An 18,796-nucleotide genomic window follows, 5' to 3' on the forward strand; every position below is an offset into this window, starting at 1 on the left:
TAACAATATAATTTTGATTTATTTATTCTTACAGGGTCCAGAATGTACTAATTAACCTTAATGCTTCGATTGTTAAATGAACTGAAAAAAAACAGTTTAAGGATTGGGATGTTAATACTCACTGATTGGAGTGGGATCATGTTATTGACAATAATAAATAAAATTGGATGCATATTGATTCACTTTTTACTCAGCATCCCCCCTTTACCTGCTACCTGCTAGTAGCATAAACATCAAACTAAATAGAACAAAGATATCAGCATTGTCCAATTTTAAAGTTCAAAAAATCTGCAAATTATAACTTTATCGTCCATTGAGTTCTTAGTAACTCATGGGCTTTTTTAATGTCACAAGGTTAACTCTCACAAACTATAGGTAATAAGCCTAAATAAATGTAGACAGACTTACCCTCTTAAACCATCCAAAACCATCCTAAATTAAGAGAAATAAACTATGAACCATATTTACAAAGTCGTATTTAATAGAGCAACAGGCACCTTTGTGGCAGTCGCCGAATATGCCAAAGGCGCTGGCAAAAAAAGCAGTGGCGTTGTTGGCAGTAGCCGCCGCACTCAATCTACTCTTTCTACTTTGAGTACTCGCACTTTTGTGCTCAGTGCGCTAACCGCAAGCTTGATGGCCGTGAGTAGCTACTCTACTGCTGCTTTTATTGACGGTGAAACGGTTGGTACTGTTGATCGCCTTAATCGTAATATTAATATTGCTTCAAATAACCAGAATTCAGCCGGAACTCAGTCTGTTCCTTTAAGCCCATCTAGAGTTATTGGTCAAGACTCCTTAGCTATTGGTAATTATAACCAAATAGATGGCGGTAATTCCAATATTGCTATAGGGCGTAACAACCTAATTACTGGTAGCGTTGGTGAGGTTGTATCAATAGGTGCTTTAAACCGTGTTTCTGGTCAGCAATCTACTGCTATTGGTAATAATGTGGAGGTACCAGGTAACTCAAGTATTGCCATTGGTGGGGATGATTTAGATGAAGCAATTGGTACTGGTACTGTACAAGCTGACTTAGAGACCTATACGGGTCTTCTTATTAAAGAAGGGTATAAAGCTGATTCGGATTACTATGCTACTGTAGCTAGTGGTGAGGGTTCTGTTGTAGTAGGTGTGCAAGGGGAGGCGACAGGTAATTTAAGTACAGCTATTGGTACCAGATCAAGAGCTTCTGAATTAGGAACAGCAGCGTTTGGTGTTGGTGCCAATGCTTCAAAAGTTAACTCTGTTGCTTTAGGTGCAGGGTCAAAAACAGACACGGATGCTACTAGTCAAGTTAATGTCACTAGTACTATTAGAGATACCAATGGTAATCTGATAGAATTCAATGCACCATTTGCTGGTGGGGCAGCAATTCAACCAGGTGATCAGGTATCTATTGGTAAAGCTGATTATGAGCGTCAGATAAAACACGTGGCTCCAGGTGAATTGTCACTGACTAGTACAGATGCAGTTAATGGAAGTCAATTGTTTGTAGTAGCTGATACCATAGCGCAGGAAATTAATAAAGGCTTCACAGTCAAAAAAGCTAGTAAAGGTGAAACTACAGTTACTGATGCAGGTGAAAAAATCCTACCAGGTGATGATGTAGTATTCGCTGAAGGCGATGGCGTAACGATTAAACGTGAAGGCTCTAAGTTCACTTTCTCATCTACTGCCACAGGTGGTAGTGCGTATGCCTTGAATATCAGTGCAGATAAAGACGGTACTGATACTCAAACGGGCAGTGATGCAGTTGCTTCAGGCTCAACAGTTAAATTCACTGATGACAGCGCTGACCAAACTAATCCAAACATCATCACTACCGTACGTGATGATGAGATTGGCTTTAAGTTAAATGATGTTATTAAAGTTGGTACAGGAGCGAATACAACTGAAAGCTCAGGTATTGTTATTGACGGTAACGAAGGCAATATCACAGGCTTAGTAAATAACTTACCGACAGATGGAACAGCGCCAACTACAGATGTGAACAACTCATCAGCAGCAACGGTAGGTGACGTACTAAACTCAGGATTTAACCTACAACAAGGCGGCGTACAAAAAGACGTCGTAACAGCCTATGACAACGTTAACTTTACAGATGGTAATGCGAGTAAAGTCACTGTAGAAACCTCACCAGATGGTAAAACCAGTACGATTAAGTACGATGTTGAATATGATGATAAAACTATCATGAACGGTACTAACGGTCTTCAAGTTAATACTACAACACTTGACGTTCCAAACGGTGCTGTGACTGTACCTACAGGTGATTCAGCTAGTCACTTAGTTAATGCTGCTGAAATAGCGAACACTATTAATAAAAGTGGCTTTTATGTAACCTCTTCTGGTAATAAAAGTGCTAGCGCAGCAGAACCTACTAAAGAGTTAGTAAATCCAAGCGAAACTGTAGAGTTCATCGGTGGTGATAATATTACAGTTGACCAAGTTGGTAGAAAATTTAGAATCAACTCAACTGCCACAGGTGGCGATGCGTTTGCTTTAAAAATTAATGCAGATAAAAATACTGCTGGTAATAATACCAATGATGCAGATGCTAAAACTGTAGCATCAGGCTCAACAGTCAAATTCACTGATGACAGTGCTGACCAATCAAATCCTAATATCATTACTACCGTACGTGATGATGAGATTGGCTTTAAGTTAAATGATGTTATTAAAGTTGGTACAGGAGCGAATACAACTGAAAGCTCAGGTATTGTTATTGACGGTAACGGAGGCAATATCTCAGGCTTAGTAAATAACCTACCAGCTATTCCAGCAGCAGGCACTCCAGGTACTGCTCCTGCCCCAAATGCTGTTAACAACTCAAATGCAGCGACTGTGGGCGATGTTTTAAACACAGGCTTTAACCTACAACAAATTAATCCTACAACTGATACTAGAGTACAAAAAGACTTTGTAACTGCTTATGACAATGTTGCATTTGGCGATGGTAACGCAACTAAGGTTACTGTAGAAACCTCACCAGATGGTAAAACCAGTACGATTAAGTACGATGTAGAATATGATGATGAAACTATCACACTCGATAATAAAGGTCGCCTGACAGCCATTGTGACAGCAGCTGCGCCAGAGACCACAGATTTAGATGTAACAAATGGCAGGGTAAATGTGCCAGTACCAACTTCCCCTGAAGCAGATAAATTAGTCACTGCCGCTGAGATTGCAACGACTATAAATGAGTCTGGTTTTATTGTTGACTCAGGTAAAGTAGACACAGGTACAGCAACTAAGACAGACGCAACACCAGTCCCACAACTTGTTAAACCAGGAGAAACTGTTAAGTTCCAAGCTGGTGACAACATGGTGTTAAAGCAAGATGGTCGTACGTTTACTTACTCAGTAAGTAAAGATCCAAACTTCAACAGTCTAACTTTAGAAAACTCAAATGGTGATGTAACTGAGCTAACCACTACTCCTGATGGCCTAAGTGTTGGTGGTGATAAGATTACTAATGTTGCTGATGGTGACATTACAGCCACTAGTACAGACGCTGTAAATGGTAGCCAGTTATTTGATACCAATACGCAAGTAGATACCAATACAGACACTATCGCCAAAGGCTTTAACATTGCAGCTGATAATGGTGATGTTGATAACGTTCAGCTAGGTGAGACAGTAACTTACACTAGTAAAGACGGAAACATTGTCACAACAGTATCAGCAGACAATGAAATCGACTTTGGTCTAGGCAATGACTTAACCGTAGGTGATGATCAGAACCCAGGCACTATCATAGTCAAAGGTGAAGATGGTAAAGACGGCGTTAGCATCAACGGTAAAGACGGTACTATTGGTCTAAACGGTAAAGATGGCGCTAACGGTACCATCAGTGTTGTTAACGGCGTACCTGGTGTTGATGGTAAAGATGGCATCACCCGTATTGTTGTTGACGATGTTGAAGTAGCCACCATGCAAGATGGTCTAAACTTCGCTGGTAACACAGGCGATACCATTGCCAAGCAGCTAAATGAGACCTTAACAGTTAAAGGTGAGCTTGAAGATGCTGCTCCAGCATCAGGCGCTAACCTACGTGTTGACAGTGCTGATGGTAATCTAAACTTAGTGATGGCTAAAGACTTAACCGATATTGACAGCATTACTGTTAATAACGGTGGTCCAGTTATCAATAAAGACGGCATCAACATGGGCGGTAACACCATTACCAACCTAGCTGAAGGTACAGCTCCAACAGATGCAGTTAACGTTAGTCAGCTAACTACACAAGTAGCGGCATCTAAAGAAGTAGTAGAGTCTACAGACGGTTCAATCTTAGTAGATGACAGCAATAAGACTGCCGATGGCGCTACTATCTTTGACGTAGCAGTTAATACAGACGATTTAACTATCACTAAGAATGCGGATGGTTCTATTAAAGCGGTAACTACGGCATTAACTAACGATAGTAACGGTATAGTAAATGCCCCTACTAACGGCAATGCATTAGCAACAGCAGATACTGTAGCAAATGCGATTAACAAATCAGGCTTTAACGTAACCTCTGGTGAAGTAGGTACAGGTGTAACAACAGGTACTAGCGTAGATTTAGTTAACCCAGGTTCGGAAGTTAAATTCCAAGCTGGCGACAACATGGTACTTAACCAAAACGGTAAAGTATTTACTTATTCAGTAAGTCAAAACCCAGTGTTTACCACAGTAAAAGCAACTGACTCAATTACAGTTGGTGGTGATACGCCTGAAACTAGCACGACAATTACCAGTACTGCAGAGGGTAACTTAAGTGTAAATGGTGACAAGATTACTGATGTTGCTGATGGTGACATTACAGCCACTAGTACAGACGCTGTAAATGGTAGCCAGTTATTTGATACCAATACGCAAGTAGATACCAATACAGACACTATCGCCAAAGGCTTTAACATTGCAGCTGATAATGGTGATGTTGATAACGTTCAGCTAGGTGAGACAGTAACTTACACTAGTAAAGACGGAAACATTGTCACAACAGTATCAGCAGACAATGAAATCGACTTTGGTCTAGGCAATGACTTAACCGTAGGTGATGATCAGAACCCAGGCACTATCATAGTCAAAGGTGAAGATGGTAAAGACGGCGTTAGCATCAACGGTAAAGACGGTACTATTGGTCTAAACGGTAAAGATGGCGCTAACGGTACCATCAGTGTTGTTAACGGCGTACCTGGTGTTGATGGTAAAGATGGCATCACCCGTATTGTTGTTGACGATGTTGAAGTAGCCACCATGCAAGATGGTCTAAACTTCGCTGGTAACACAGGCGATACCATTGCCAAGCAGCTAAATGAGACCTTAACAGTTAAAGGTGAGCTTGAAGATGCTGCTCCAGCATCAGGCGCTAACCTACGTGTTGACAGTGCTGATGGTAATCTAAACTTAGTGATGGCTAAAGACTTAACCGATATTGACAGCATTACTGTTAATAACGGTGGTCCAGTTATCAATAAAGACGGCATCAACATGGGCGGTAACACCATTACCAACCTAGCTGAAGGTACAGCTCCAACAGATGCAGTTAACGTTAGTCAGCTAACTACACAAGTAGCGGCATCTAAAGAAGTAGTAGAGTCTACAGACGGTTCAATCTTAGTAGATGACAGCAATAAGACTGCCGATGGCGCTACTATCTTTGACGTAGCAGTTAATACAGACGATTTAACTATCACTAAGAATGCGGATGGTTCTATTAAAGCGGTAACTACGGCATTAACTAACGATAGTAACGGTATAGTAAATGCCCCTACTAACGGCAATGCATTAGCAACAGCAGATACTGTAGCAAATGCGATTAACAAATCAGGCTTTAACGTAACCTCTGGTGAAGTAGGTACAGGTGTAACAACAGGTACTAGCGTAGATTTAGTTAACCCAGGTTCGGAAGTTAAATTCCAAGCTGGCGACAACATGGTACTTAACCAAAACGGTAAAGTATTTACTTATTCAGTAAGTCAAAACCCAGTGTTTACCACAGTAAAAGCAACTGACTCAATTACAGTTGGTGGTGATACGCCTGAAACTAGCACGACAATTACCAGTACTGCAGAGGGTAACTTAAGTGTAAATGGTGACAAGATTACTGATGTTGCTGATGGTGACATTACAGCCACTAGTACAGACGCTGTAAATGGTAGCCAGTTATTTGATACCAATACGCAAGTAGATACCAATACAGACACTATCGCCAAAGGCTTTAACATTGCAGCTGATAATGGTGATGTTGATAACGTTCAGCTAGGTGAGACAGTAACTTACACTAGTAAAGACGGAAACATTGTCACAACAGTATCAGCAGACAATGAAATCGACTTTGGTCTAGGCAATGACTTAACCGTAGGTGATGATCAGAACCCAGGCACTATCATAGTCAAAGGTGAAGATGGTAAAGACGGCGTTAGCATCAACGGTAAAGACGGTACTATTGGTCTAAACGGTAAAGATGGCGCTAACGGTACCATCAGTGTTGTTAACGGCGTACCTGGTGTTGATGGTAAAGATGGCATCACCCGTATTGTTGTTGACGATGTTGAAGTAGCCACCATGCAAGATGGTCTAAACTTCGCTGGTAACACAGGCGATACCATTGCCAAGCAGCTAAATGAGACCTTAACAGTTAAAGGTGAGCTTGAAGATGCTGCTCCAGCATCAGGCGCTAACCTACGTGTTGACAGTGCTGATGGTAATCTAAACTTAGTGATGGCTAAAGACTTAACCGATATTGACAGCATTACTGTTAATAACGGTGGTCCAGTTATCAATAAAGACGGCATCAACATGGGCGGTAACACCATTACCAACCTAGCTGAAGGTACAGCTCCAACAGATGCAGTTAACGTTAGTCAGCTAACTACACAAGTAGCGGCATCTAAAGAAGTAGTAGAGTCTACAGACGGTTCAATCTTAGTAGATGACAGCAATAAGACTGCCGATGGCGCTACTATCTTTGACGTAGCAGTTAATACAGACGATTTAACTATCACTAAGAATGCGGATGGTTCTATTAAAGCGGTAACTACGGCATTAACTAACGATAGTAACGGTATAGTAAATGCCCCTACTAACGGCAATGCATTAGCAACAGCAGATACTGTAGCAAATGCGATTAACAAATCAGGCTTTAACGTAACCTCTGGTGAAGTAGGTACAGGTGTAACAACAGGTACTAGCGTAGATTTAGTTAACCCAGGTTCGGAAGTTAAATTCCAAGCTGGCGACAACATGGTACTTAACCAAAACGGTAAAGTATTTACTTATTCAGTAAGTCAAAACCCAGTGTTTACCACAGTAAAAGCAACTGACTCAATTACAGTTGGTGGTGATACGCCTGAAACTAGCACGACAATTACCAGTACTGCAGAGGGTAACTTAAGTGTAAATGGTGACAAGATTACTGATGTTGCTGATGGTGACATTACAGCCACTAGTACAGACGCTGTAAATGGTAGCCAGTTATTTGATACCAATACGCAAGTAGATACCAATACAGACACTATCGCCAAAGGCTTTAACATTGCAGCTGATAATGGTGATGTTGATAACGTTCAGCTAGGTGAGACAGTAACTTACACTAGTAAAGACGGAAACATTGTCACAACAGTATCAGCAGACAATGAAATCGACTTTGGTCTAGGCAATGACTTAACCGTAGGTGATGATCAGAACCCAGGCACTATCATAGTCAAAGGTGAAGATGGTAAAGACGGCGTTAGCATCAACGGTAAAGACGGTACTATTGGTCTAAACGGTAAAGATGGCGCTAACGGTACCATCAGTGTTGTTAACGGCGTACCTGGTGTTGATGGTAAAGATGGCATCACCCGTATTGTTGTTGACGATGTTGAAGTAGCCACCATGCAAGATGGTCTAAACTTCGCTGGTAACACAGGCGATACCATTGCCAAGCAGCTAAATGAGACCTTAACAGTTAAAGGTGAGCTTGAAGATGCTGCTCCAGCATCAGGCGCTAACCTACGTGTTGACAGTGCTGATGGTAATCTAAACTTAGTGATGGCTAAAGACTTAACCGATATTGACAGCATTACTGTTAATAACGGTGGTCCAGTTATCAATAAAGACGGCATCAACATGGGCGGTAACACCATTACCAACCTAGCTGAAGGTACAGCTCCAACAGATGCAGTTAACGTTAGTCAGCTAACTACACAAGTAGCGGCATCTAAAGAAGTAGTAGAGTCTACAGACGGTTCAATCTTAGTAGATGACAGCAATAAGACTGCCGATGGCGCTACTATCTTTGACGTAGCAGTTAATACAGACGATTTAACTATCACTAAGAATGCGGATGGTTCTATTAAAGCGGTAACTACGGCATTAACTAACGATAGTAACGGTATAGTAAATGCCCCTACTAACGGCAATGCATTAGCAACAGCAGATACTGTAGCAAATGCGATTAACAAATCAGGCTTTAACGTAACCTCTGGTGAAGTAGGTACAGGTGTAACAACAGGTACTAGCGTAGATTTAGTTAACCCAGGTTCGGAAGTTAAATTCCAAGCTGGCGACAACATGGTACTTAACCAAAACGGTAAAGTATTTACTTATTCAGTAAGTCAAAACCCAGTGTTTACCACAGTAAAAGCAACTGACTCAATTACAGTTGGTGGTGATACGCCTGAAACTAGCACGACAATTACCAGTACTGCAGAGGGTAACTTAAGTGTAAATGGTGACAAGATTACTGATGTTGCTGATGGTGACATTACAGCCACTAGTACAGACGCTGTAAATGGTAGCCAGTTATTTGATACCAATACGCAAGTAGATACCAATACAGACACTATCGCCAAAGGCTTTAACATTGCAGCTGATAATGGTGATGTTGATAACGTTCAGCTAGGTGAGACAGTAACTTACACTAGTAAAGACGGAAACATTGTCACAACAGTATCAGCAGACAATGAAATCGACTTTGGTCTAGGCAATGACTTAACCGTAGGTGATGATCAGAACCCAGGCACTATCATAGTCAAAGGTGAAGATGGTAAAGACGGCGTTAGCATCAACGGTAAAGACGGTACTATTGGTCTAAACGGTAAAGATGGCGCTAACGGTACCATCAGTGTTGTTAACGGCGTACCTGGTGTTGATGGTAAAGATGGCATCACCCGTATTGTTGTTGACGATGTTGAAGTAGCCACCATGCAAGATGGTCTAAACTTCGCTGGTAACACAGGCGATACCATTGCCAAGCAGCTAAATGAGACCTTAACAGTTAAAGGTGAGCTTGAAGATGCTGCTCCAGCATCAGGCGCTAACCTACGTGTTGACAGTGCTGATGGTAATCTAAACTTAGTGATGGCTAAAGACTTAACCGATATTGACAGCATTACTGTTAATAACGGTGGTCCAGTTATCAATAAAGACGGCATCAACATGGGCGGTAACACCATTACCAACCTAGCTGAAGGTACAGCTCCAACAGATGCAGTTAACGTTAGTCAGCTAACTACACAAGTAGCGGCATCTAAAGAAGTAGTAGAGTCTACAGACGGTTCAATCTTAGTAGATGACAGCAATAAGACTGCCGATGGCGCTACTATCTTTGACGTAGCAGTTAATACAGACGATTTAACTATCACTAAGAATGCGGATGGTTCTATTAAAGCGGTTACTGCAATGTTAGGTAATGATAGTAATGGCATAGTAAATGCACCTACTAACCTTGATGGAACACCTAATACTGATGCTCTAGCAACAGCAGATACTGTAGCAAATGCGATTAACAAATCAGGCTTTAACGTAACCTCTGGTGAAGTAGGTACAGGTGTAACAACAGGTACTAGCGTAGATTTAGTTAACCCAGGTTCGGAAGTTAAATTCCAAGCTGGCGACAACATGGTACTTAACCAAAACGGTAAAGTATTTACTTATTCAGTAAGTCAAAACCCAGTGTTTACCACAGTAAAAGCAACTGACTCAATTACAGTTGGTGGTGATACGCCTGAAACTAGCACGACAATTACCAGTACTGCAGAGGGTAACTTAAGTGTAAATGGTGACAAGATTACTGATGTTGCAGCAGGTACAGATCCAACAGACGCTGTTAATGTTAGCCAGTTAGGTCAAGCGGCAGCAGCCTCTAAAACAGAAGTAACAGCGGGTAGTAACATCGCTTCGGTTGAAATGGAAACTGGTGCTAACGGTCAGACCATTTATAAAGTAAATGCAAAAGGTGCGAAAGTAACTACTACACCAGACTCTGGTTTAGCAGTAAACGAAGTTCCTGATGCAGAGAATGTGACTGATTACCAAGTAAGCTTAGATGATGCTACTAAAGGTACTTTGGCTACTGTTGCTAAAGGCTTTAACATTGCCGATGGTGCAGGTACTAATGACAACGTCCAATTAGGTGAAACAGTAACTTACAAAGGTACAGACGGTAATATTATTACTACTGTAACCAATAACCAAGTTGGCTTTGAGTTAGCAAATGTTGTTAAGGTTGGTGGTAATAACCCAATTATTATCAATGGTGATACAAACACGATTACAGGCCTTGGCCCTAACTTGCCAACAGATGGTACACCAGCACCTGGTAATATCGACAAATCTAGTGCTGCAACAGTAGGTGACGTATTAAATGCAGGCTTCAATCTGCAGCAAGCCGGTACACAAAAAGACTTTGTACAGGCTTACGATAACGTCAACTTTAAAAACGGCAATGCTACAACTGTAGATATCAACAGTGATGGTACAACCAGTAATATCAAATACGATGTGAATGTTGATGGTTCAACAATCAAAATCGTAAATGGTAAATTGCAAGCCGTTATACCAGCTGCTGGAAACGTTCAGACAACCGATCTAAGCGTGAATGGCGGTAAAGTAAATACTCCAGCTACAAGTGAGGGTGATAAGTTAGTTACCGCAGGTAACCTTGCGGAAACCATTAACAATACTGGCTTTACCGTTAAAACTGATAGCGCTACGACAGGCGACACTGGCGAGATGATTAATCCAGGTGATGAAGTTAACTTCATCAGCGGTGATAATATTCAAGTTACTCGTGATGGCACTAATATTACTGTTGCTACTAAAGCTGACGTTAAGTTTGACAATGTGACAGCAGGCAATGTTAATGCGGGCAATATCAATGCGGGCAACATGACTGTAGAAAATGTCGGCACTGGTCCTAATTCGGTAACTAATAAACAGTATGTAGATAGTGGTCGTACTCAAGTTACTTCTGACAATGGTACAGTTACTATTGTGAAGAAAGACAATGGAAATGGTAGTATCTATGACCTATCTGTGGATACATCAGCCATTGAAGCAGAAGCCGCTAAACATACTTCTGTAGTTGGCAAAGGTCCTATTAAAGTCAGTAAATCTACTACTCCTAACGCTAATGGCGGTGAAGAGTATGTGGTCGCAGTGGATACTGATGGCACTATCAAAACTGATGGTGATAAGTTAAGTGTTAATACAGGGGTAGTCAATACATCTCCGAATGGTGTTGCTTCAGCGCTTAAGCCTGACACTATTGCCACTACTGGCAACATTGCTGATGCAATCAACAACTCTGGCTTCACAGTCAAGGCTAATAGTGATGACGGTGAAATGGTTAATCCGGGTGATGTAGTTGACTTCAAACAGGGTAATAACATTACAGTTAAACGTGATGGCACTAATATTACTGTAGCTACTAAAGATGACGTTAATTTCGATAAAGTGACGTCAGATAGTATGACAGTTAAAAATGGTGACAGTATTGCTCAAGGTGGTAAGGTTGATTACGTAACCGAAGGTAATCAGTCAGTAGTTAACGGTGGCGATGTTTACAATGCCATCAATACTACAGAGCAACAATACACTGCCGATAATGATACTGTCACTATTAAACGCAATCCTAACCAAGTGCTAGCAATTAAAGGTGGCGCTGAGAAAGGTACCGAAGACAACATTAAAACAGTTGCTAATGAAGATGGCAGCATAGAAGTTCAGTTAGCTCAGAATGTTGATCTAGGTAAAGATGGTAGTCTACAAGCGGGTAATACTTTAGTAGATAGCAATGGTATTACAGTGACTAATCCGGATCTGCCTGATAATACAGTTACCCTTACCAATCAGGGTTTAAATAACGGCGGTAATACTATTACTAATGTAGGTCCTGGTGTGAATGGTACAGATGCTGTTAACCTTAACCAGCTGAAAGATCTTGGCTATAACTTAAATACTAAGATTGACAAAGTTGGTGATGAAGCGAATGCAGGTGTGTCATCAGCAATGGCGATGGCTGCTTTACCACAAGCCTATATCCCAGGTAAGAGCATGTTAACGGGTGGTATGGCTTCATACAACGGTCAAGGCGCAGTCGCTGTAGGTATATCTAAGCTTTCTGATAACGGTCGCTGGGTACTTAAAATCAGTGGTAGTGCGGATACAGAAGGTAATGCAGGTGGTGCAGTGGGTGCAGGTTTCCACTTCTAAACCAACTTTAAACATAATTTAAGTGTGCTCACGTCTCATGAAAATAGGATGTGAGCATCAATTAATACTAACTCTTACTATCGTATTAACACTTACTAACATGATTTTAAATTTTAAGGAAGTTTTATGAAAAACAATCATTTGAAGCGAATGACAGGCATTGGAGCATTAGGGCTTAGCATTCTGGCACTGTCAGGCTGTGTGGGAACAAAATATCTGAGTGAAGGTATTACAGATGAGGGTCATATTGAAAAAGAGGAAATTGTCTTTCCAGAACTTGATGAGGCATGGCAAAATGAAGGGCAATTTCCAAACAGTGAAAATTTAGCAAAAATAAAACCTGGCATTGTAAAAGATGAGTTATATCAGCTTATTGGACGACCTCACTTTAGCGAAGCACAGCATGCGCGTGAGTGGGATTATATTATGAAGTTCTATATGCCTGATGATTCAGTAAAGGTATGTCAATATAAAGTTATTTTTGACACAGACTTTAGAGGACAGGAATTCTATTGGAAGCCCGCTGATTGCCCTCCTAAAAAGCCTGAGCCAGCACCTATGCAACCAGCACCACCTGTGGTTGTTCAGGCTCCAGCTGCGCCTATTAAAGAGCGTATTAATTTAGGAGCCGATGCCTTATTTAAATTTGACAAATGGCAACCTGAAAATATGCTACCGAAAGGTAAAATGGAGCTTGATGAGTTAGCGGCTAAACTAAGACAGTATCAAGATATGGGTGATACTCGTATAGTTATCACCGGTCATACTGACCGTAAAGGTGATGATATGTATAACATGAACCTATCACAGTTACGTGCGCAAACCGTGCGCAGTTATTTAGTACAGCGCGGTGTGAACCCAAGTTCTATGCTTGCCGTTGGTGCAGGTGAATCTCAGCCTGTTAAAGAATGTTCTACAAACTTACCGCGGCAGCAAGAGATTGATTGCTTACAGCCAAATCGCCGAGTAACTCTAGATGTGACAGTTACACAAGATTAAAAAAGTGTAGTCAATGACACCAAAAGATTACTTCAAAAGTGCTCATCATCTCGATGGGCACTTTTTTATATTTTATTGTATAAAGATATGATAAATGAACAGGTTAGCGAGTAGTCGTCATTTATTTAACAAAGCTTATAGAATAATTAACTTGTTAATAATTATCATTTACAGAGAGGCTTGTAGTATAAGGGATTTAAGTAAAAGAATGAGAAATTTAAGTATTATTAAAAATAGTGGTGTGAATATTGATTGCGATTTCATATATAAAATAATTTAAATTAATTAATTAATATTTATTTTTAATACAAGCTGGTTGTCACATTCAGATACAAAAATAGCCGCTAAGCAATTGTTTTTTTTGATAATTTAAATGGTGAAATCTAGGTAATATCTGAAGCATCGTTAAATATAAGTAACAAGCGATACTGATTGTAACTAAAGTGTTATCTGTAATAAGACTGTCATATTTATCTGATTATATGGATACACGGCTGATTTTATTAATTATTTTATAAAATAGGGCTTCATTACTGCCAAATTCGCTTTATGAAGCAAATAAAGTCGAAAGTAAACATGAGTTTGGCAATTACTACTAAAAAGGGCACGGTTATGAAACACACACAAGCTTTTAAATTATCTCCTCAGGGCCGGATTGCAAGTGCCGTTAGTATGGCGCTCGTTCTGCCTTTTATGAGTGTTGCTGCTTTAGCAGACAACATTAAGCCGGTTGGCGAGACCAGCGTTAGCCAAGTCGGTAATGTGGATGTAGTGAATATCGCTAATCCAAATGCTAAAGGGTTATCACATAACCAATATAAAGATTTTAATGTCAGTGAAGCGGGCGCCGTTTTAAACAACTCTATGAAAGCGGGCAAATCACAGCTTGCCGGTCAGCTTGATGCCAATAGCAACTTAACAGGATCGGCGTCAGTAATCTTAAATGAAGTTGTGTCAAAAAACCCATCACTTCTTTTAGGGCAACAAGAAGTCTTTGGGATGGCAGCCGATTATATTTTAGCGAACCCAAACGGTATTACTGGTAAAGACACAGGTTTTATTAATACCAATCGAGCCTCATTAGTAGTAGGTAAACCAACTATCGAAGAGGAGCGTCTAGCGGGCTTTAGTGTTGGGGATCGCAATAGTAAAACATTAGCGTTAAGCGGTGATGTGGAAGGGGCAAAACGTTTAGATTTATTGGCACCGAAAGTCGATATTAATGGCAATATTAATGCATCTGATGCGATTAATGTGATCTCTGGTCGTAATAATATTGATTATGATACGTTAGAGGTCAGTGCGCCTAAAAGACTTCAGCCTCATGTCACTTTGGATGGACAAATCTTAGGTAGTATGCAGTCTGGCCGTATCCGTTTACATAATACTGATACCAACGCCACTCAGACATTACAAGGTCAGTTCAGTGCCGACCAAGATTTTGATGCGGCAGCGAATACCTTAAAAGTATCTGACAGCGACATTTCGGGCAAATCAGTGTCCCTTGTTGGGGCGAAGCAATTATCTATCGGCGGTGAGGTACAAACCGCACGTACTGAATTACCAGAGAGTAAAGAGCAGCTTGACGATAATGTCACGTTGACTCATTCTGGTTATAAAGAAACTCAAGCCTTTAAAGGCTCGAATGTTAAGGGTGACACCATAGCGCTTGGTGGTAGCAATATAGACATTGAAGGTAGCCAGTTACAAGGTAATAGCATCAATGCCGCTGGTGATAATATTAGCGTAAGTGGTGTGACCACAACCAATACCGATAGCGTAACGGCACGCAATAGCAAAGGTCTATGGTTTAATGAAAATGAAGCTTTAGATAAAGATCAGCAGTATCACCAGTCTCAGCTAAATGCGATAGATGATATCAGTTTAAATTCATCAGCAGATTTAAAAATCGCTGGTACTGATATCAAAGGCGATAGTGTTTCTTTAAGCTCTGGTAATGATTTAGTTGCCACAAGCGCAACAACAGAAAAATCGCATAGTGATATTAACCGTTATAAAAATGAGACGGCAGATCTTAAATCAGGTGCGCGCACAATTACTCAAGCGACCCAAAGCGGAAATCAAACCACTATAAATGGCGAAAATGTAAGCTTAAATAGTGGTGGTGAACAGCGCTTAGAAGGTGTTCAGCTAACTGCGGATACGGCTAACTTAACCAGTGATAGCGCATTGACCGTAGCAAGTAGCGACACAAGTAATCGTCAAACGGATGAAGAAGACTTTAAATACTGGGGTGGTATTGGTGGTGGTGAAACCCATATCAATAACAAAACCCAAACTGCATTAACAGGCAGTCAAATTAAGGCAAATAATGCGACATTGAGCAGTGATAGCGATGTTACAGTCAGCGCTAGTGCTATCAAAGCGGATAACGCATTGAGTGTGACTGCAACAGGTGACGTTAATATTAGTAATGGCTTTGCAACTGAGCAAGATTATGCAGAAGACCGTCATGGTACTGCGTTTAACATCACCGATAAGAAAACAGCGGTCGATCGTTTGGCTCAGAGCACTGTCGCCAGTAATGTGTCTGCAAAAGAGGTATCTTTAGCCGGTGACAATATTACCTTAACCGGTAGTGATGTAGCGGCAACGGGAGATTTTGATACGGCTGCTAAATCAGCGTTAACCACCAATGCTGCCAATGCTACTGACATTACCAAGACTGAAACGTATGATATCAGTACTGATGGCAAAGCAAGCTCTAACCTTGATCTAAAAGATGACTTTGACAATGTGATTAAGGGCGGCGTTGACGGTGTATTAAACGGTAGTGTGACCAAGTTGGTGACTGATGGTGTTGACCAATTAAAAAATCTTGAAGTTGAGGCTTCAGGCTCTATTAAAGGGGTGACGACGCTCACTACCAAAGGGTCAGGAAATGCGCGTAATAACACCATATCTGCCAATAATGCGACACTCAAAGCACAAGAGGTCAGCCTAAATGGTACAGATATCAATGCGACTAATAGTGCGGTTATTGACGGCAAGCAAGTGTCCACGGGTGCAACCGAAGCCTTAACGGCAGTAGACAGTAAAGTTTATAAGAGCACTGGACCTGAAGCCTATGTAAGAGGCGGTGCAACGGGTGTACAAGTCGGTGTTAGCATTGGGCACAATCAGATCATCGATGAGCACAATGAGTACCAAGCGGCTAACTCAACAATTAAAGCAGGTAACAAAGCTACCTTAAACGCAGAAGAAGGCTTGAGCAACCAAGGTACGCAGATAACTGCTGCAACAGTAGACTTAGCGGGTCAAGATATTAACAATGATGCTTCATATGATCGGGTTGTTGATCGTAAAGTAGTCGCTGGCGGTGATGCTGCATTAGACCTATTTGCGGGCACTAGTAAGCCTTTAGGTGGTGGTATTAAGTTATCCGGTGACGGTGATGGCGTTACTACCGAGGTTAAAACGGCACATACCACGGGTATCACAGCGACTAATGATGTCAATATTGCCGCTCAAAATACAGCGGTAGATGCAGGTACTCAAATCTCTGCAAATACCATTAATATCAATGCTGATGACTATACCGGTACAGCCGCTTATGACTCAACTGTAACCACCTCTCACCGTGGTCGTGGCGACATTAATGTCACTGCGTCAACCAGTGATTTCACAGATGTAACAGTGGACGCAGGTGGTAAAGGCACGTATCAGTATCTACAAACAGGAGATGCTAAAGCCATTAAAGGTAGCTTAAAAGCAGATAATGTCACGGTAAATGGCGGTACTCGCGCCGTTGCCGCACAAGATGTGACGGCGGATAAGTACAGTGTTACTGCAGGTGAAGAAGCTCGTATTGGTCAAGACAGTGATAAACAATGGAATACGGCCGGTGGCGCTGAACTAGGTGGATCAGTTGGTGTTACGGTTATTCCTGCGGCAGTGACTACTGGGGTAGGTGTCCTACCTTCTGTCTCTGCTCAAGCAGGCTTTAACTACCTAAGCGTTGAAGATCAACAAGCCAAAGCAGCAACAGTCAATGTTAAAGATGTGAGCGTGACAGCGGATCAGCTTGCTCAAATCGATGGTGCAAACTTGACGTCTGATAACGTCACTATCAAAGGCAACAAAGCCAATATTGCAGCTGCACAAGATACACATCGTGCGGTTGGGGTATTGATGAATGCTAATGGTGGATTCGCCCCTGATCTTGCTAGTGATAAGCTTGGCTTAGGCGCGAAACTTGGTGTGGTTAATGAAACCAGCAACAAGGCACAGGGTGCGACTGTTAACACTAAGAACCTAACTGTTGCGGCAAATGAGGCGGGTGATGCGCTGTCAGTACAAGGCGCTAATATTACTGCTGATAATATCAGCTTAACCAATGCGAATGCTAAAGGTGATGTCAACCTAGTTGCTGCTGAGTCTAAAGACTACGTGGGTAACTTTGGTATAGATGGTAACCTTGGTGGTACTGCAAGCTCTGAGAGCTTCGAGAGCAATACAGTAGGCGCTCATCTTAATGTAGAAACCGACAATAGTAACTATTATCAATTAGGGTCGGTGAAAGCCAACCGTGTTGATATTAATAGTGGCAATAATATCGCTTTGCAAAGCAATATTGATGCAGGTACCTTAAACACAGTGGCTGGTAATGGTCTTGCGATTAACTCAGCTCAAGACAAAGTTGCTAAAGTCAATGTAAAAACAGGACTTAGTGTGGATGGCTCTCCCATTAAATTTATCGATGAGGTCACTGCTGGCAATGTTATAGATGCTCTTAAAAATGACTTTGACAATGGCACTATCTTAGGCGTTAGTGTCGCGGGTGAAGCCGGATTTGATGTTGATCATCAAAAGACTACCCATCAAGCGACGGTTAATTCTGACTCTTTAAATACTACGGTTGGTAGTGGTACTATAGACGTCAATGCTGCTAAAGTAAGTGCGAGCAGTTCTAATCTTGGTGGTGCAGTGGTCAATAGCAGTAACAATGATGACTTCGTACACAAAGTTGGAGCGTCAGTAGATGGAAAATCATTTAGTGTGCCTAAATTTGTTGAAACTATTCCTAGTTTGATTAAAGACGCATTTACCGGAAAACCACTTGATCTTGGTATCCCTGTACATGCTGATGTGAATTATGACTGGGATGACAAAGACGGTGCAAACACTAAGGCAAATGTTAAGCTATAAAGTATCTCTTAAACGCTTAATGCTTTAGTTATTGCTGTGTTTATTATTACTTTAGTCGTTATTCGAGCCCATGCCTGTCGCAGGTGTGGGCTTTTTATTCCTTAATAGTAGATGTTGAATAATTATGTTATCACTTTTTAGATCGTCTCCTAAT

At 41.3% G+C, this 18,796-nt stretch carries 3 protein-coding genes; all 3 read left to right on the forward strand.

Translation table 11 applies throughout. The features are described from left to right. Positions 1-453 precede the first annotated feature (453 nt). The gene (locus tag AC2SLO_RS02370) at positions 454-12,474 is read left to right on the forward strand and encodes an ESPR-type extended signal peptide-containing protein (RefSeq protein ID WP_495637085.1); all 12,021 of its coding nucleotides are present in this window, start codon (positions 454-456) and stop codon (positions 12,472-12,474) included. A gap of 126 nt (positions 12,475-12,600) precedes the next feature. After that, positions 12,601-13,473, forward strand: coding sequence for an OmpA family protein (locus AC2SLO_RS02375; protein ID WP_486541874.1), 873 nt, complete (start codon positions 12,601-12,603; stop codon positions 13,471-13,473). Between the two features lie 612 nt (positions 13,474-14,085). Continuing rightward, a complete protein-coding gene (locus tag AC2SLO_RS02380) occupies positions 14,086-18,642 on the forward strand; it encodes a two-partner secretion domain-containing protein (RefSeq protein WP_486541876.1) in 4,557 nt (1,518 codons plus the stop codon). The last annotated feature ends 154 nt before the right edge of the window (positions 18,643-18,796 follow it).

The sequence above is a fragment of the Psychrobacter sp. CX14 genome (assembly GCF_057396205.2).